16 protein-coding genes and 1 pseudogene are annotated in these 15,946 nt (G+C 68.6%); 5 read left to right on the top strand and 12 right to left on the bottom strand.

Features of this window, described 5'->3' with window-relative positions; all coding sequences use genetic code 11:
- The first annotated feature begins 55 nt into the window (after nucleotides 1-55).
- A pseudogene (locus ACXZ1E_RS12565) lies at nucleotides 56-1,563 on the top strand (IS1634 family transposase).
- A 183-nt stretch (nucleotides 1,564-1,746) separates the two neighbouring features.
- Here ACXZ1E_RS12565 and ACXZ1E_RS12560 read toward each other — a convergent pair.
- The 3 genes from ACXZ1E_RS12560 to groES form a co-directional block, all read right to left on the bottom strand.
- Entirely contained in the window at nucleotides 1,747-3,018 is a 1,272-nt protein-coding gene (locus tag ACXZ1E_RS12560) for an ABC transporter substrate-binding protein (RefSeq protein WP_458040816.1), read from the bottom strand.
- 176 nt (nucleotides 3,019-3,194) lie between these two features.
- A complete protein-coding gene (gene rarD, locus ACXZ1E_RS12555) occupies nucleotides 3,195-4,196 on the bottom strand; it encodes an EamA family transporter RarD (RefSeq protein ID WP_458040815.1) in 1,002 nt (333 codons plus the stop codon).
- Nucleotides 4,197-4,305: 109 nt separating this feature from the next.
- Nucleotides 4,306-4,614, bottom strand: a complete 309-nt coding sequence (gene groES, locus ACXZ1E_RS12550) for a co-chaperone GroES (protein ID WP_396643155.1) — start codon at nucleotides 4,612-4,614, stop codon at nucleotides 4,306-4,308.
- Between the two features lie 153 nt (nucleotides 4,615-4,767).
- On the opposite strand from groES, the gene ACXZ1E_RS12545 reads away from it, so the two are divergent.
- Nucleotides 4,768-5,952 (top strand): THUMP-like domain-containing protein, encoded by a 1,185-nt coding sequence (locus tag ACXZ1E_RS12545; RefSeq protein WP_458352097.1) that lies wholly within the window; start codon nucleotides 4,768-4,770, stop codon nucleotides 5,950-5,952.
- A gap of 71 nt (nucleotides 5,953-6,023) precedes the next feature.
- Nucleotides 6,024-6,926, top strand: coding sequence for an IS982 family transposase (locus ACXZ1E_RS12540; RefSeq protein WP_458040813.1), 903 nt, complete (start codon nucleotides 6,024-6,026; stop codon nucleotides 6,924-6,926).
- Between the two features lie 50 nt (nucleotides 6,927-6,976).
- Here ACXZ1E_RS12540 and ACXZ1E_RS12535 read toward each other — a convergent pair whose 3' ends face one another.
- Nucleotides 6,977-8,116, bottom strand: coding sequence for an IS630 family transposase (locus ACXZ1E_RS12535; RefSeq protein ID WP_458040812.1), 1,140 nt, complete (start codon nucleotides 8,114-8,116; stop codon nucleotides 6,977-6,979).
- Nucleotides 8,117-8,186: 70 nt separating this feature from the next.
- Here ACXZ1E_RS12535 and ACXZ1E_RS12530 point away from each other — a divergent pair, with 70 nt between their 5' ends.
- Nucleotides 8,187-8,519, top strand: coding sequence for a hypothetical protein (locus ACXZ1E_RS12530; RefSeq protein ID WP_458040811.1), 333 nt, complete (start codon nucleotides 8,187-8,189; stop codon nucleotides 8,517-8,519).
- Nucleotides 8,520-8,602: 83 nt separating this feature from the next.
- Here ACXZ1E_RS12530 and ACXZ1E_RS12525 read toward each other — a convergent pair whose 3' ends face one another.
- The 4 genes from ACXZ1E_RS12525 to tsaB are packed head-to-tail and all read right to left on the bottom strand — an operon-like array spanning nucleotide 8,603 to nucleotide 11,359.
- Nucleotides 8,603-9,034, bottom strand: coding sequence for a hypothetical protein (locus tag ACXZ1E_RS12525; RefSeq protein ID WP_458040810.1), 432 nt, complete (start codon nucleotides 9,032-9,034; stop codon nucleotides 8,603-8,605).
- Nucleotides 9,031-10,167, bottom strand: coding sequence for a tRNA (adenosine(37)-N6)-threonylcarbamoyltransferase complex transferase subunit TsaD (gene tsaD / locus ACXZ1E_RS12520; RefSeq protein ID WP_458040809.1), 1,137 nt, complete (start codon nucleotides 10,165-10,167; stop codon nucleotides 9,031-9,033). Before tsaD ends, ACXZ1E_RS12525 begins: the two co-directional genes overlap by 4 nt.
- Nucleotides 10,164-10,697, bottom strand: coding sequence for a ribosomal protein S18-alanine N-acetyltransferase (gene rimI, locus ACXZ1E_RS12515; RefSeq protein WP_458040808.1), 534 nt, complete (start codon nucleotides 10,695-10,697; stop codon nucleotides 10,164-10,166). Before rimI ends, tsaD begins: the two co-directional genes overlap by 4 nt.
- Nucleotides 10,694-11,359 (bottom strand): tRNA (adenosine(37)-N6)-threonylcarbamoyltransferase complex dimerization subunit type 1 TsaB, encoded by a 666-nt coding sequence (tsaB, locus tag ACXZ1E_RS12510; protein ID WP_458040807.1) that lies wholly within the window; start codon nucleotides 11,357-11,359, stop codon nucleotides 10,694-10,696. Before tsaB ends, rimI begins: the two co-directional genes overlap by 4 nt.
- Between tsaB and ACXZ1E_RS12505 the strand changes: the two genes are divergently transcribed.
- Entirely contained in the window at nucleotides 11,346-11,789 is a 444-nt protein-coding gene (locus ACXZ1E_RS12505) for a hypothetical protein (RefSeq protein ID WP_458040806.1), read from the top strand. The genes tsaB and ACXZ1E_RS12505 overlap by 14 nt on opposite strands.
- Nucleotides 11,790-11,854: 65 nt before the next feature.
- Here ACXZ1E_RS12505 and tsaE read toward each other — a convergent pair whose 3' ends face one another.
- From tsaE to glmS, 4 genes are all read right to left on the bottom strand, one after another.
- The gene (tsaE, locus tag ACXZ1E_RS12500) at nucleotides 11,855-12,391 is read right to left on the bottom strand and encodes a tRNA (adenosine(37)-N6)-threonylcarbamoyltransferase complex ATPase subunit type 1 TsaE (protein ID WP_458040805.1); all 537 of its coding nucleotides are present in this window, start codon (nucleotides 12,389-12,391) and stop codon (nucleotides 11,855-11,857) included.
- Between the two features lie 10 nt (nucleotides 12,392-12,401).
- Nucleotides 12,402-13,526 carry an alanine racemase gene (gene alr, locus ACXZ1E_RS12495; RefSeq protein WP_458040804.1) on the bottom strand — a complete coding sequence of 375 codons (1,125 nt, stop codon included), beginning with the start codon at nucleotides 13,524-13,526 and terminating at the stop codon, nucleotides 12,402-12,404.
- A complete protein-coding gene (locus tag ACXZ1E_RS12490; RefSeq protein WP_458040803.1) occupies nucleotides 13,523-13,936 on the bottom strand; it encodes a holo-ACP synthase in 414 nt (137 codons plus the stop codon). The genes alr and ACXZ1E_RS12490 overlap by 4 nt, the downstream gene beginning before the upstream one ends.
- 154 nt (nucleotides 13,937-14,090) lie before the next feature.
- Entirely contained in the window at nucleotides 14,091-15,941 is a 1,851-nt protein-coding gene (glmS, locus tag ACXZ1E_RS12485) for a glutamine--fructose-6-phosphate transaminase (isomerizing) (RefSeq protein ID WP_458040802.1), read from the bottom strand.
- Nucleotides 15,942-15,946: the final 5 nt, after the last annotated feature.

Genomic DNA, 15,946 nt, shown 5'->3' with positions numbered 1-15,946 from the left:
CCGGGGGTGCTGGTGTCCGGGCGGGGCACTAATGGACGGCTTTTAGACTGCTCGGATGGGCTTGTTCGTGCGGAAGGTGCCAACTTCCTCGGGCGCGACGGCGGTGCAGATCGTGCGGAAGCACCGCGGCGTCCGCACGATCGTGGAACACATCGGCTCCGCGCATGACGACGCTCAGCTCGCCGTGCTGGTGCAGATCGCGAAGGACCGGATTCAGGCCGGGCAGCTCGCGTTCGATCTGGACGCGCTGGGCCCGGCGTCGCCGGTGACGGCGGCGCCGATCGTGACAGGCAGTTCCTCGCGTGTGCTTTGGGAGGTGCTCGAGGGTGCGTATGTTCGGCTCGGGTTCGACGTCGTGGGCGACGACACGTTCCGGAAACTCGTGCTCGCTCGGGCGGTGGAGCCGACGTCGAAAGCAGACACGATCCGTGTCCTCGGTGAGCTCGGCGTTCCGGCGGCATCGTTGCGGACGATCTGGCGGACCCTGGCCCGTTGTGTTGAGCAGGACTGGCGTGACCAGGTCTCCCGCGCCGCTTACGCTCACGCCACGAAGGCGGGGGAACTGTCCCTGGTGCTCTACGACGTCACGACCCTGTATTTCGAAGCCGAAGACGAGGACGATCTCCGCAAGGTCGGGATGAGCAAAGAACGCCGCGTGGACCCGCAGATCGTCGTCGGGCTGCTGGTCACCCCCGGCGGGTTCCCGTTGGAGGTCCACGCGTTCACCGGCAACACCGGCGAAACGACCACCCTCCTCCCGGTGTTGCGGTCCTTCCAAGACCGCCACGGTGTCAAAGACATCGTCGTGGTTGCCGATGCGGGGATGCTCTCCGCCTCGAATCTGAACGCGCTCGAAGATGCCGGGTTCTCGTTCATCGTCGGGTCCCGGATCAGTAAAGCCCCCGACGACCTCATCGAACACTTCACCATCGGGACCGCTCTCCACGACGGGGAAACCCTCGAATCGAAACGGATCATGGGGGTCGGGCCGAACGCGCGTGAGCGGCGGATCGTCTACCACTACTCAGCGAAACGCGACCGGCGGGATAACCACACGTTGGACAAGCAGGTCGAACGCGCGCAGAAGGTCGTTGACGGAACCAGGCCGGTGAAGAAGGACCGGTTCGTGAAACTCACCGGCAGCAGCCGAGACATCGACCAGACCCTGGTGGATCGGGCCCGGCAAGTCGCTGGCTTGAAGGGCTACGTCAGCAACATCCCCGCGATCCGGCTCGACGGGCGCGAGGTCGTGGCCGCGTACACGAGCTGTTCCAGGTCGAACGATCGTTCCGGATGGCGAAAACTGACCTCCAAGCCAGGCCGATGTTCCACCATCAGCACGACTCGATCCAAGCCCACCTCACGATCGTGTTCACCGCCCTCGCCATCTCACGCCACCTGCAAGACACCACAGGGGTCAGCATCCGTCGACTCGTCCGCACCCTCCGGCCCCTCCGAGACGTCACCATCCGCATCGCCGGGAACGACATCACCGCAACAACACCGCCCGGACCCGACGCCGCGGCGATCCTCGACACGATCGCCGCCGACACAGGGCACTAAAGTGGCACGAGTCAGGCCTGAGGGTTCCTGCCTTAATCAGAACGGGCACCCTCGCGCGAGAAACGGGCACCCTCGCGCGTAGAACGGGCACCCTCGCGCGTGAAACGGGCACCCTCGCGCCCCCGGAAACGACAGAGGGGCCCCGGCCCGAAGACCGGGGCCCCTCTGTGGGATACGTGGGATTTAGCCCATGTATGCCGAGTAGGTGTTGTCGTCACCGAACTCGTAGATGCCGATCGACGCCTCGGTCGGGTCGCCGACCTCGTCGAACGTGATCGGACCCGAGATGCCGTCGTAGTCGGCAACTCCGCCACCGAGGATGACGTCGGCGCACTCCGCGTACGTGGTGCAGGTTTCACCCTCACCCGAACCACCGGAGACCTCGATGAGAGCCTCGGCGATCGCCGCACTCTCGGTCGAACCGGCAGTGAGCGAGGCCAGGGCCAGCAGGATCGTCGCGTCGTAGGACTCGGCAGCGTAGCTGTAGTCCTCGAGCGGCGCGGTGCCCTCTGCCTCGAGGAACGCGTCGAGCTCGCTCGTGAAGTCTGCGATCGAGTCGATCGACAGGCCCGGGAGCGTGCCCTTGGCACCCGTGAGGGAACCGGCCGGGAAGGCGTCTGCGAAGTTCTTCAGGTTGCCGTCGACGAAGTACAGCTTGTCGGCGGGAATCTGACCGAACAGGCTCGGCAGCATGGTCGAGACCTCGTCGAACGTGATCAGGGCGATCGCGTCGGGGTCGGCCGCGAGGACCTCGCTGATCTGAGCGTCGAAGGTCGCGTCACCCGTGTTGTACGTCGGGGCTGCGACGACCTCGCCACCGGCGGCTTCGAAGGCCTCGGTGACGTAGCCCGCCAGTCCGGTGCCGTACGAGTCGTTCAGCACGATCATGCCGAGCGTCTGGTTGCCGTCCTCGGCGATCAGGTTGCCGAGCACCTCGCCCTGCAGCACGTCCGAGGGAGCGGTACGGAAGTACAGCCCGTCGTCCTCGTAGGTGGTGAAGGCGTCCGACGTGTTGGCCGGGGAGAACAGGATGGTTCCCGCGCCAACGACCTGGTCGATGAACTGCAGGGAGACACCCGACGATGCGGCACCGATGATCGCCGAAACGTCCTCGCCGAGCAAGCGGGGGATCTCGGTCTCGTAGGCCTTGTTGTCGGTGTCACCCGAGTCGCCGTAGACGGGGTCGACCGTGAGGCCGGTTTCGGCCGAGATCTCGTTGATCTGCGAGACGGCATAGGCGACGCCGGCCTCTTCGGGCGGGCCGAGGAAGGCGAGGTTACCGGTCTGCGGCAGCGCCGTTCCGATCTTGAGGGTCATGTCTTCGCCGGCCTCGGGAGCGGCAGACTCAGTGTCGCCACCGCCGCTGGCACAACCTGCGAGAACGAGCGCACTGACACCGACCACGGCGATACCGCCGAGGACCTTGCCCGTACGCGAACGTGTGAAGAAGTTCATATTGCTCCTAGCTGTGGACGAACTCCGGGCCGCACCGAAGGCGACCCTATTGGCTTCACACTATGCGGAGCGGCGTCTCGCGGATGTTGCGGTGCGTTAACGATGTGAAACAGTACGGTCACAGCGTGATAACGCTCCCATCCCCCGAACGGCGGGAATGTCGACCGGAACGACGATCAGGTCAGAGAAGCGACATCCGAAACGCCCCGACCACGACGCGAGAACAGCACCGAGTCCACGGAGAGGATGATCAGCGCCACCCAGACCAGTCCGAAGCCGACCCATCGCTCGAGCGGCATGGGTTCGCCGAGGACCCATGCCCCGATGATGAACTGCAGCACCGGCGCGATGAACTGTAAGAGGCCGATCGCGGTGAGCGGCACCCGTCTGGCCCCGGCGGCGAACAGCAGTAAGGGGACCGCGGTGATGATGCCAGCGAGCGAGAGCAGGACGGTGTGCACCGGGCTGACCGTGCCCAGCGTGATACCCGCGGTCACGCCGACGACGATGAGCTGCACGATCGCGACGGGCAGCAACCAGAACGACTCGAGCGTCAGGCCCCCGACCGCGTCGACGGCGGGACCAACCTGCTTCTTGATCAGGCCGTAGATCCCGAACGAGAAGGCGAGCGTCAATGACACCCAGGGGAAGGCGCCGTACCCGACGACGATCACGAGGACCGCTGCGAGGCTGATGCCGATCGCGATCCACTGGGTCAGGCGCAGCCGCTCGCGCAGAACGAAAACGCCGAGCAGTACCGTCACAATCGGGTTGATGAAGTATCCGAGACTCGTCTCGATCACGTGCCCCGTCAGGGTGGCGAGGATGTAGACCTGCCAGTTGACGTAGATGACGACTCCGGCGATCGCCGTCAGCAACAGCAGCCGCGGCTGTCGCACGATCCGGCCGAACGCGGGCCACGAACGCGTGACCGTCAAGAGCAGAACGCAGAAGACGAAGGCCAGCAGGATGCGCCAGGCCACGATCTCCCACGGCCCTGTCGGCACGAGCAAGAGGAAGTACAGGGGCAGGAAGCCCCAGATCAGGTAGGCGCCCATGGCGGACGCGACGCCGATGCTGCGTTCGCGTACTTCGGCGGCGGCGCTCGCCTCGGCTGCGGCACTCGACTTGGTGGGTCCGACCGACCCGCGGGGATTCTCGGTCGGATCCTGTGTCACCTCAACAGCCTACGGGCGGCGACCACGGCCGCAGGGCGTTTCGCAGATCACCGCGGAACGACGAAGGACCGGATGCCGAGGCATCCGGTCCTTCGTGTGTGTCAGTCGCTCAGCGAACGACGACCGCGAGCACGTCGCGGGCCGAGAGCACGAGCAGGTCGTCGCCACCGAACTTGACCTCGGTGCCGCCGTACTTGCTGTAGATCACGCGGTCACCGACGGCGACATCGAGCGGGATGCGGTTGCCGTTATCGTCGATCCGCCCCGGGCCCACCGCGACGACCTCGCCCTCCTGGGGCTTCTCCTTCGCGGTGTCGGGGATGACCAGGCCGGAAGCCGTCGTCTGCTCTGCCTCGACCTGGCGGATGACGATGCGGTCCTCGAGCGGCTTGATGGAAACCTGAGTGGAAACCGTCACGGTTAACCTCTTTCTTGATCCAAGACTTATTAGCAACCTCGATGCGAGAGTGCTAATGCCAGTGTAGGCAACCGTTGGCACTCACGCAACGCGAGTGCCAACGAGCGGGGACGAATCGGATGCTGCGGCCCCGCCTAGGCTGGATGTGTGGAGATGGCCGAGCTGAGGGCGCTGCTGACGCCCGAGGGGCTGCGGCTGCTCGACGCGACCGCGCCGCTCACCACGTCGGCGGACGTCGCTCGCGAGGTGACGCGTCTGCGCGCTGCCGGGCACTCCCCCGACCTGGTGTCGGCCGTCGTCGGCCAGGCTCGCCTACGGACGCGTGCGGAGTCGAAGTTCGGGCCTCTCGCCGCCCGCATGCTGTTCACCCGAGCCGGGCTCGAGCAGTCGACGCGACTGCCCGTCGCCGCCCTGCACGCCGGGCGGTTCCGTGCCGCGGGCCTGGCAAGCGTCGCCGACCTCGGCAGCGGGATCGGCGGCGATGCCCTCGGGTTCGCCGGCATCGGCATTGACGTCCTCGCGGTGGACGCCGACGAGGTCACGGCCGCGATCGCTGCGTACAACCTCGCACCCTTCGGCTCGGCAGCGGAGGTGCGCCATGCCCAGGCGGAGGACGTCGATGTTTCGGGCTTCGAGGGCGTCTGGTTGGACCCCGCACGTCGCACGGCCGGTCATACCGAGACATCCCGCCTCTCGCGTCCCGAGGACTACTCGCCCGCGCTCGATTGGGCGTTCGCACTGGCGACGCAGAAGCCGACGGGTATCAAGCTGGGCCCCGGCTTCGACCGCGATCGCCTGCCGACGTTCGCCGAAGCGCAGTGGATGACCGCGGATGGCTCGACGATCGAACTCGTTCTGTGGTCGGGCGAGCTCGCGCGGCCGGGGATCACCCGTGCCGCCGTCGTCATGACCGACGGCCAATCGCACGAACTGACCGCGCCCGCCGACAGCGAGGATGAGCCGGTGCATCCTCTCGGCGCGTTCATTCACGAACCGGCCGGGTCGGTCATCCGCGCGCGTCTCGTCGGCGACATCGCGCGGACCCTCGACGCCGGACCCATCGCACCCGGCATCGCCTACCTGACCGGCGACACCGCACTGACGAGCCCTTTCGTGTCGAGCTTCCGGGTGCGCGAGCAGCTGCCTGCCGATGTGAAAAAACTTGCACGGGCTCTCCGCGAGCGGGGCATCGGACGCCTCGAGATCAAGAAGCGCGGCGTGGACGTCGACCCCGCCGTTCTCCGCACGAAGCTCGGGCTCACGGGCGATGCATCCGCGACCCTGCTGTTGACGCGGATCGGATCGACGCGCATCGCGGTACTCGCCGACCGCGTCTAGATGAGTGAGTCCGTTTGGCTGGGTCGGCGTGGATGCTGTTAATCGCAGGCGGAGGGTGTTAACCCCGGTGTGTGAAAACTGAACTCAACACCCTCCTGATCACACTCTACGTCCACCTCGATGACCGGATCCTGCCCGCGATCGGCTTCACCCGCGATCACCACCCGGGCCGCAAACCCGCCCTCAACGACGCGGAATTGCTCTGCCTGCTGGTCGCGCAACACCTGCTCGGGATCGCGTCGGATCGGAAATGGATCCGATACGCGCACGCTCACCTGAAGGGCATGTTCCCGAACCTGCCCGGCCAGTCCGGGTGGGGCAAACGCGTCCGCCAATCCACCGGGCTTCTCTCTGCGGTGATCACCGAGCTGGCCCGTGACACCCCGTCCTGGGGTGAGATCACCCGGCTGGTGGACTCGACCCCGTTACCGTGCGGGAAATCGCGGGAGACCGTGAAACGCTCAGACCTTGCCGGGCACGCCGACTACGGATACTGCGCATCCCACTCCCGATACTTCTGGGGCTTCCGGCTCTATCTGATCTGCACTCCCGACGGAATGCCCGTGATCTGGGGACTCGCGAGCCCGAAGATCGGTGAACGCGAAGCCACCCAAGCGATGCTCGACCACGACAGACACCTCATCCAGCCTGGACAGGTCATCGTTGGCGACAAAGGCTTCGCTGGGAAGCAGTTCGAGGACTTCGTCACCAACGAACTCGGCGCGCACCTGATCCGCCCCGACCGCAAAGACGAGACCCCCAGGTTCGGGAAACTCGGCAGCATCCGACAATGGGTCGAGTCCGTGTTCGACACCCTCAAAGGCCAACTCACCCTCGAAGACCACGGCGGCAGAACCCCCGCAGGCGTCTACTCCCGCGTCGCCGCAAGACTCCTCGCCCTCGCCGCCGGCATCTGGCACAACTGGCTCACCAACGCCCCCGCCAAACGCTCCCTCATCGCCTACGACCACTGAACCAAACGGACTCACTCATCTAGTGGGTGTCTCCGTTAGTTCGTCGGGGGTCATGCTGTTGCGTGTTCGTGTCGGTTGATGCGTTCGAGGAGGTCGTGTAGGGCGGTGCGTCCGAATCGCCAGTCGAACGGGGTCGCGGTGGCGTTGTAGCGTTCCTGGAATGTGAGGAGGCGTTGTTCGAGGACGGTCAGGTTCTCGAAGTCTTGAGGTTTGACGACCTTGCGCTGCACGATGGAGAAGTAGATCTCGACCTGGTTCAGCCAGGACGCGTGCACCGGCAGGTGCACGAGCGTCGCATTGGGGAAGGCGTCTTTCATTCGTTGGATGGAGGCGTTCCCGTTGTGGGAGGAGCCATTATCGACGACCCAGAAAACTCGGCGGGCCGACGCGTAGGGTTCGGTCGTCATCACCTGCTCAACGAGTTCGGTGAATGGCGTGATACCGGTGGTCGGAGCGCACCGGCCGATCACTTTCGCGTGGTGCACGTCGTAGGCGGCGAGATAGGCGAGGGTGCCGCCGCGACGATATTCGAACTCGACTCGCCGCAGCCTGTCTGGTGCCGGGGGCAGGCCCGGGTGGCGGCGGTGCAAGGCCTGCAACTGGGACTTCTCATCGGCGCTGATGACGTAGTCGTCGGCGCCGAGCGGTTCGCCGTCCCAGACTCGGCTGTAGAGGTCGAGCACCCGGCCGGCCTTGAACGCGAAGTTTTCATCACGGGGGAAGATCCAGGACCGGTGTTGCCAGGGCTTGATCGCGTCCGCATCCAACCAGCGGCGGACCGTGGACGCTGACACGGCAGACACGATCCCGCGAGCCGCTGCCTCGGAGGCAAGCTCAGCGTGAGACCACCGCGAGAGAGGAACCCCGGTCTCGGCGGGCAGCTGGCAGGCCAGCGCCTTGACTTCCGCGACTGCAGTGACAGCGAACACGGGAGGTCGCCCGGCGCGCGGCAGGTCGCCCAGCCCGCCCAGACCGCGGTGCGCGAATCGTGAGCGCCACTTGCGAACCGTGTCCACGTGCACGCCGAGCCGGTCGGCAATCTGCTGATTCGGTGTCCCCCGCGCAGCGGCGAGGATGATCCGGGCGCGCTGCGCCTCGCGGACCTCCGCTCGCACCCGTCGCGCCCGGCGGGACAGTTCGGCTCGTTCCGCGTCGGACAGTTCGATCACATGGGCACTGATCGCATGCATGATCAGGGGTTAACAGGGTCACGCGGGGATCTTGTGGCGACACGCGGACCCGGTCCGCGATCATGGTGACATGGCAGCCATCCCCGCATCCACGAGGTCTTCTCTCTCGCAGCGCCTCAACGCTCACGCCCGGGCACGATGGCCGCAACTGACCAACGTTTCCGTCACCTACCGCGGCCAGTTCGCATACATCGAAGGCACCGACGATCACGGCGAGCAACTGCGTCTGTGCCGACTCCGCTACGTCGGATACGCCAGCCAGTGGGGCTTCGCGATCTACCGCGCCAGCCACGACGACTACCAGCAAGCGTTCCTTCCCGGCGGCTGGCAAGCTGGCACCCCCGAAGACGCGCTCGACACAGCCTGCGGACTCTACCTCGGCGACCCCACCGCCTGGACCTGACCCCCCGACGAACTAACGAACACCACCACTAGCGATCGTTTCGGCGTTTCGACTCGCCTGCGGCTCGCTCAACGAGCGGTACGTCAGAAGAGCGGCCCGCTGTTCAGCGCGACAGCGATCCAGAGCGCGCTGTAGAGGACCGACAGGATGCCCAGGGCCAGGGCCCATGCCGCAGCCTGACGTTTGGCGCCCGGGCGACGCAGGGCCGCGATCGCCGCGATGATCGCGATGATGCCGACGGGGAATCCCCAACCGACGACGAACGAGACGATGAGGCCGATGATCGCGACCGCGAGCGCCCATCCGGCGAGGGCAGACGGGCGGTGCGGGGCGGGCGGTGCCCACGCGAGCTCCTGCTCGGGCTTGGGCTCGGGGGCGGCCGAGGCGCCGGGCGCCACGGGGACCGTCACTGCGACCGGCGCGGTCGGCGGCAGCGGTGGGGGTACGTGCCGGGACGCCTGCATGGAGCGTCGGGTGGGCGCGGGGGCCACGGCATCCGTCGACTCGTCGTTCATGCGCGCACCCCTTCTTCCGAAACGACCTCTTCCGATACGGCCTCGAGCGACGTCTCGCCCGCGGCGACCTGGATCTGCGTGACGGGCAGGGTCGAGTCGGCGCCGAACTCGAGCGTCGAGGGCGTGCGGCCCGACGCGATCAGCTCGGCGGCGAGCGCGGCGATCATCGCACCGTTGTCGGTGCAGAGTGAGAGCGGGGGGATTCGGACGGCCACGCCCGCCTCCTCGCCGCGGGCCAGCGCAACCTCGCGCAGGCGGCGATTGGCGATCACGCCTCCCCCGAGCAGCAGGCGGGGCACGCCATACTGCGCACAGGCGTCGAGGGCCTTGGTGACGAGCACGTCGATGACGGCCTCGCGGAAGGACGCGGCGACGTCCGCGATCGGCACGTCCTCGCCCGCGGCCTCGCGCTGCTCCGTCCAGCGTGCGACGGCGGTCTTGAGCCCCGAGAACGAGAAGTCGTAGCGGTGCTTTGCGCGGTCCGAGGCGCGCGAGAGTCCGCGCGGGAAGGCGATGGCACGCGGATCTCCGGATGCGGCGGCGCGATCGATTTCCGGTCCGCCCGGATAGGGCAGCCCGAGCAGACGAGCGACCTTGTCGAAGGCCTCACCCGCGGCGTCGTCGATCGTCTCGCCGAGAAGCTCGACGTCGCTCGTCAGGTCGCGCACGAGCAGGAGCGACGTGTGCCCGCCCGAGACGAGCAGGGCGACGGTCGGGTATTCGAGCGGCGGCGCATTCGGATCGAGCAGGTCCGCCGCGATGTGTCCGACGAGGTGGTTGACGGCGTAGAGGGGCTTGTCGAGGGCGATCGCGAGTGCCTTCGCGGCGCCGACACCGACCATGAGTGCTCCCGCGAGCCCCGGGCCGCTCGTGACCGCGACGGCGTCCAGGTCGTCGAGCCGGATGCCCGCTTCCGCGACGGCGGCCTGGATCGCGGGGCCGAGTGCCTCGAGATGCGCCCGCGCGGCGACCTCGGGCACGACCCCGCCGAAGCGGGCGTGCTCGTCCATGCTGCTCGCGATGGTGTTGCTGAGGAGGGTTCGGCCCCGGACGATGCCGATGCCGGTCTCGTCGCAGCTGGTCTCGATGCCGAGCACGAGGGGCTCGGTGGTGTGCACGGGCGCGTCACTCATGTGCAGGCTCCCGCCTCGGCGGCGGTGGCGGTCACGGCGGCGGGCACGGCGGGCTCAGCCGCTTCGGCGCGCGCCGCGAGCCACCCGCGCAGGTCCAGCCGCATCACGATCGCGTCGACCCCGTCGGGTTGGTAGTAGTTCGGGCGGCGGGCGATCTCGACGAACCCCTCCGACACGTACAGCGCCTGCGCCACGGGGTTATCGGCCCGCACCTCGAGGAACACCGCGAGCGCCCCGCGCTCCCCCGCTGCGGTCAGCAGCGAGCGCAGCAGCCCGCGCCCCCGCCCTCGGCCCCGGGCGTCTTCGACGAGCGCGATGGTCTGGATGTCGGCATCCGTCCCGCCCTGCACCGCGCGGACGCCGCCGTAGCCGATCAGACGTCCGGCCTCTTCGAGCACGACATAGCGGCCGTGGCGGGAGGCGAGCTCTTCACGCATCATCGCGCCCGACCACGCGTCGGTGGGAAACGAGGCGCGCTCGAGCGCCATGATCGCGTCGAGGTCGTTGGGGGTCGCCGTCCGGAGCGTCATACGCCCACCCGCTTGGGTGCGTGACCGAGGGTCACATCGGGCGATCGCAGATAGAGGGGCGGAGCGGATGCGCCGGCGTCGGGGGTCGTGGCGGCAGTGATGCCGGCAGCGAGCATCCGTCCCGCGAGACGCCCGAGTGCTCCCGCGGAGATGGATGTGACATCGACGCGCCGGATGGGGTTCGCGGGCAGGCCGAGCGAGAACAGGCGCGCGTCGAGGTCGTCACGCGGGGCGAGCGCGGGTTCGGTGGTGCGGACCGGGAGACCCTCGGCCAGGCCCGCGTACACCGTGTAGGCGAACTCGCGGCGGCGCGCGTCGGTGACGATCGCGAGGGGACCGGATGCATCCGCCTCGAACTCGGAGAGCGCCGCGGCGTCGTGGCTCGCGACCGCGACGACCGGCACGGCGCGCGCCAACGCGAAGGTACGCGCTGCGGCGATACCGATGCGCAGGCCGGTGAAGGGTCCCGGACCCATGCCCGCGGCGACGTGCGTGATGTCACGCGGGACGACGGATGCCTCGGTCAGCGCACCCTCGATCAGCGTGCCAATGATCTCGGCGTGGCCGAGGGCGTTGGGGCTCGAGGCTTCGCCCCGCGTGATCCCGTTGAGGTCGACGACCGCGACGGCTGAGCCGAGGGAGGTGTCGATGGCGAGGATCACGCCCTCCAGGGTAGTCGCGGCGGCGGGCACGGGCGGTGTCGGGGCGGTGCCCGGCCGTCGCGGGGCGGTGCCCGGCCGTGTCGGGGCGGTGCCCGGCCGTGTCGGGGCGGTGCCCGGCCGTCGCGGGGCGGTGCCCGGCCGTGTCGGGGCGGTGCCCGGCCGTGTCGGGGCGGTGCCCGGCCGTGTCGGGGCGGTGCCCGGCCGTGTCGGGGCGGTGCCCGGCCGTGTCGGGGCGGTGCCCGGCCGTGTCGGGGCGGTGCCCGGCCGTGTCGGGGCGGTGCCCGGCCGTGTCGGGGCGGTGCCCGGCCGTGTCGGGGCGGTGCCCGGCCGTGTCGGGGCGGTGCCCGGCCGTGTCGGGGCGGTGCCCGGCCGTGTCGGGGCGTCAGATTCTCGTTGGGGCGTGGGGTTCCGCGCCCCAACGAGAATCTGACGCCCCAGCAGCCCGAATACGGGCAGATGTCCGCGCGTCACGCGGCGAGCCGCGCGGATGCGGCGCTACGGGTGGCGCGAGATCGTCACCACACGCGGGGCGTCGTCCTCTAGCCCCAGCTCGTCCAGCGCCTCGGTCGAACGGGACAGATCACCGCACATCGTGCTGCCCTCTTCCGCAACGTGTCCACCGCGCCCGCCGACGGGCCGCTCGATCTCGAGTTCCCACCACACCTCGCGCAAGCCCTCGGCCATCCCACGGCCCCACTCCACGACGACGACCGAGCCCTCGGCGTCGATGTCGAGGTCGTCGAGCTCGAGCGCCGAGCCGAGGCGATAGGCGTCGGCGTGAACGAGCGGCGGGCCGTCAATGAGGGACGGATGCGTCCGCGCGATCACGAACGTCGGGCTCTGGATCGGCCCCCGCACGCCCAGACCCTCCGCGATTCCGCGCGACAGGGTCGTCTTGCCCGCGCCGAGCGGACCCGTCAACACGAGCAGGTCCCCCGCGACGAGTCCGGCACCGAGCCGACGTCCGAGTTGCTCCATATCGTCCGCGCTCACGATGTCGTGGCGGCCGAGCAGATCGTCCGAAACAGTCATGACCCCTCGCTCACGACGACACCTGCCGGCGCGGCACCCGTGGCCCGATCCGCGTGACGATCTCGTAATTGATGGTGCCCGAGGCATCCGCCCACTCGTCCGCCGCGGGCACGCCGAGCGTCGGATCCCCGAACAGCACGACCTCGTCCCCCACCGCGACCGGGGTGTCGCCCGCATCGACGACGAACTGGTCCATCGCGATACGACCCGCGACGCGCAGCCGCTTCCCGCCGATCGTCACGGGCCCGCGACCGGATGCCGCGCGCGGCACGCCGTCCGCATACCCGAGCGGCACGAGCGCGAGGGTGGTGGGCCCGTCCGTGCGGTAGTCGTAGCCGTACGAAACGCCCTGCCCGGCGGGCACCCGGCGCACCGCCGCAACCGCTCCGCGAAGCGTCATGGCGGGACGCAGACCGAGCTCGGCCGATGACCGCCCGGCGAAGGGCGACAGGCCGTAGAGCCCGATGCCGATGCGCACGCAGTTCAGGCGCGCCTCGGGCAGATCGATCGCCGCGTGGGTTGCGGCGATGTGCCGCAACGGCGAGTTCACACCGAGGCCCGCGGCCGCGACGACCCCGGCCTCGAACGCGGCGAGCGCGGCGAGATCGTCTTCGCGACTCGCGTTCGAGAGGTGGCTGAACAGCCCGACGACGCGCAGCTTGCCGATGCGCTCGAGGCGCGCGGCCTCGGCGAACACGACGTTCCAGTCCCCCGGTGCGATGCCGTTGCGCGACAGGCCCGTCTCGAGCTTCAGGTGCACGCCGACGGGGCGATCGACGGATGCCGCGGCCGCGGCCTGCAGCAGCTGGTCGAAGCTCGAGATGCCGAGTTCGATCCCGACCGACGCGGCCTCCGAGAACGAGGCTCCCGGCGCATGCAGCCAGGCGACGATCGGGGCCATCACGCCGGTGCGGCGCAACGCGAGCGCCTCCGAGACGTCGGCGACCCCGAGCCGAGTCGCACCGCCCTCCAGGGCCGCGACCGCCGCGCGCGCGGCTCCGTGACCGTACCCATCGGCCTTGACGACGGCGATGACCTCCACGCCCGTCAGTCGCCGCATGTGGCGCGTGTTCGCGGTGATCGCGCCGACATCGATCAGGGCCTCGCGCATGATGCCGGCGGGAAGCTGGGTCACGAGGTCTCCTCGAGAGTGGATGCGGGCTGTGCTGCGGCGGCGACGGCGGATGCCGGGACATCCGACTCTGCAACGACGTACGCCGTCGCAAGCCCGGCGTCGTGCGACATGGACAGATGGATCGCCGTGATCCCCCGCGCGGCAACGACATCTGCGGTCGAGCCGACGAGGGTGAACCAGGGACGTCCGGATGCCTCGGGGGTGACCTCGATCTCGGTCCAGTGCACCCCATCCGAACCGCCGAGGGCCTTGATCAGCGCCTCTTTCGCGGCGTAGCGCGCCGCAAGAGACCGGGGCCGCAGCATCCGTTCTGCGGGTGAGAACAGACGCTCGAGCAGCCGCGGCGTGCGCTCAAGCGTGCGCTCGAACCGGGGGATGTCGACGATGTCCACGCCGATCCCGACGATCACGCGCGCGCTCCGAACTTCACCTCGCCACCCTATCTGCGCCACCGCGCCCCGGGGGGATCCGCTCGCCTGGCAGTAGTTGGGCTTTCAGCGCGCGGCGCACCGCAACTACTGCCAGGCGAGCGGTTCCGGCACGAGGACCCGACGCACCGAGGTGCTATTCGACCGTGACGGACTTGGCGAGGTTGCGCGGCTGATCGACGTCCAGGCCCTTCGCCGTCGCGAGGCCCATCGCGAAGATGTGCAGCGGCACGACCGCCAGCAGCGGCTCGAACAGGGGCGACGCGAGCGGGATGCGCAGCACCTCGTCGGCGAAGGGCAGCACGGCGGCATCCCCCTCTTCGGCGATCGCGATCACCCGAGCGCCGCGCGCCCGGATCTCTTGGATGTTCGAGACCACCTTGGCGTGCAGCAGCGCCGACTCGCGCGGCGACGGGACGATCACGAACACCGGCTGTCCGGGCTCGATCAACGCGATCGGCCCGTGCTTGAGTTCACCGGCCGCGAAACCCTCGGCGTGGATGTACGCGAGCTCCTTGAGCTTCAGCGCACCCTCCAGTGCGATCGGGTACCCGACGTGACGGCCGAGGAAAAGCACCGACCGCGTGTCGGCCATCCAGTGCGCGAGCTGCTCGATGCGGGGCTGCTCGCGCTCGAGGATCTGCGAGATCTTGTGCGGCACGGCCTCCAGCTCGAGCACCTGCTGCGCCGCCTCGGTGGCGCCGAGCGCCCCGCGCACGCGCCCGATGTGAAGCGCCAGCAGGTACAGGGCTGTGATCTGAGCGACGAAGGCCTTGGTGGATGCGACGGCAACCTCGGGTCCGGCGTGGGTGTAGACGATCGCATCGGATTCGCGCGGGATGGTCGCACCCTGCGTGTTGCAGATCGACAGCGTCTTGGCGCCCCGCTCGCGGGCGTACTTGACGGCCATGAGCGTGTCCATGGTCTCGCCGGACTGGCTGATCGAGACGACGAGCGTCGAGGCATCGATCACGGGGTCGCGGTAGCGGAATTCGTGAGCGAGTTCGACGTCGACAGGGATGCGTGCCCACTGCTCCAGGGCATATTTGCCGACGAGGCCGGCGTAGGCGGCCGTGCCGCAGGCGATCACGACGATGCGCGAGATGCCGGCGAAGAGGTCGTCCAGTCCATCGAGTTCCGGGATGACGACCTGACCGTCGCGTGTCCGACCCAGCAGGGTCTTCGCGACGGCTTCGGGCTCTTCCGAGACCTCTTTGGCCATGAACGACGACCATCCGCCCTTCTCGGCGGCCGAAGCATCCCACATCACTTCGAACGGCTCGACATCGACGGTCGAACCGAAGAAGTCGGTCACTGTCACCCCACCGGGTCGGATCTCGACGATCTGGTCCTGTCCGATCGCGAGCGCGTGACGCGTGTGCTCGACGAAAGCGGCGACGTCCGACCCCAGGAAGTTCTCGCCGTCGCCGAGCCCGATGACCAGGGGCGAGTTGCGGCGCGCGCCGACGACCAGGTCGGGGTGATCCTCGTGCACGGCGAGCAGCGTGAATGCGCCGTCGAGACGGCTGACGGTGTTGCGGAAGGCCGTCGCGAGGTCTTCACTCTTGCGATATTCGCGCCCGAGCAGAACGGCCGCGACCTCGGTGTCGGTCTCGCTCTGGAATTCGTAGCCCTCGGCGAGCAGCTCGACCTTCAGCTCGGAGAAGTTCTCGATGATGCCGTTGTGGATGACCGCGAGGCGGTCGTCGTCGGCGAGGTGCGGGTGCGCATTGACGTCGGTCGGGCCACCGTGGGTCGCCCAGCGCGTGTGTCCGATGCCGGTCGTGCCGGCGGGGAGCGGGTCGGCTGCGAGGTTCTCGCTCAGGATGCTCAGCTTGCCCGCACGCTTGCGCATCCCGAGCTCCCCCGTACCGTCGATCACGGCGATGCCGGCGGAGTCGTATCCGCGGTATTCGAGCCGCGCGAGACCGGCGAGAAGGATGGCCTGGCTCGGCCTCGGGCCGACGTATCCGACGATTCCACACATGAGGG

Source organism: Pacificispira sp. HM-600 (genome assembly GCF_977993705.1).
Note: the sequence above shows the minus strand (reverse complement) of the source record. Positions and strands in the feature narration are given on the sequence as shown.

Bases quoted from the DNA above. Each gene is read 5' to 3' on its own strand.
- glmS (WP_458040802.1), bottom strand. From the start codon at position 15,941: ATGTGTGGAATCGTCGGATACGTCGGCCCGAGGCCGAGCCAGGCCATC.
- tsaE (WP_458040805.1), bottom strand. From the start codon at position 12,391: ATGACTGTTTCGGACGATCTGCTCGGCCGCCACGACATCGTGAGCGCG.
- tsaD (WP_458040809.1), bottom strand. From the start codon at position 10,167: ATGAGTGACGCGCCCGTGCACACCACCGAGCCCCTCGTGCTCGGCATC.
- ACXZ1E_RS12545 (WP_458352097.1), top strand. From the start codon at position 4,768: ATGGCCGAGCTGAGGGCGCTGCTGACGCCCGAGGGGCTGCGGCTGCTC.
- ACXZ1E_RS12530 (WP_458040811.1), top strand. From the start codon at position 8,187: ATGGCAGCCATCCCCGCATCCACGAGGTCTTCTCTCTCGCAGCGCCTC.
- ACXZ1E_RS12525 (WP_458040810.1), bottom strand. From the start codon at position 9,034: ATGAACGACGAGTCGACGGATGCCGTGGCCCCCGCGCCCACCCGACGC.
- rimI (WP_458040808.1), bottom strand. From the start codon at position 10,697: ATGACGCTCCGGACGGCGACCCCCAACGACCTCGACGCGATCATGGCG.
- ACXZ1E_RS12535 (WP_458040812.1), bottom strand. From the start codon at position 8,116: ATGCATGCGATCAGTGCCCATGTGATCGAACTGTCCGACGCGGAACGA.
- ACXZ1E_RS12505 (WP_458040806.1), top strand. From the start codon at position 11,346: ATGGCGAGGATCACGCCCTCCAGGGTAGTCGCGGCGGCGGGCACGGGC.
- ACXZ1E_RS12560 (WP_458040816.1), bottom strand. From the start codon at position 3,018: ATGAACTTCTTCACACGTTCGCGTACGGGCAAGGTCCTCGGCGGTATC.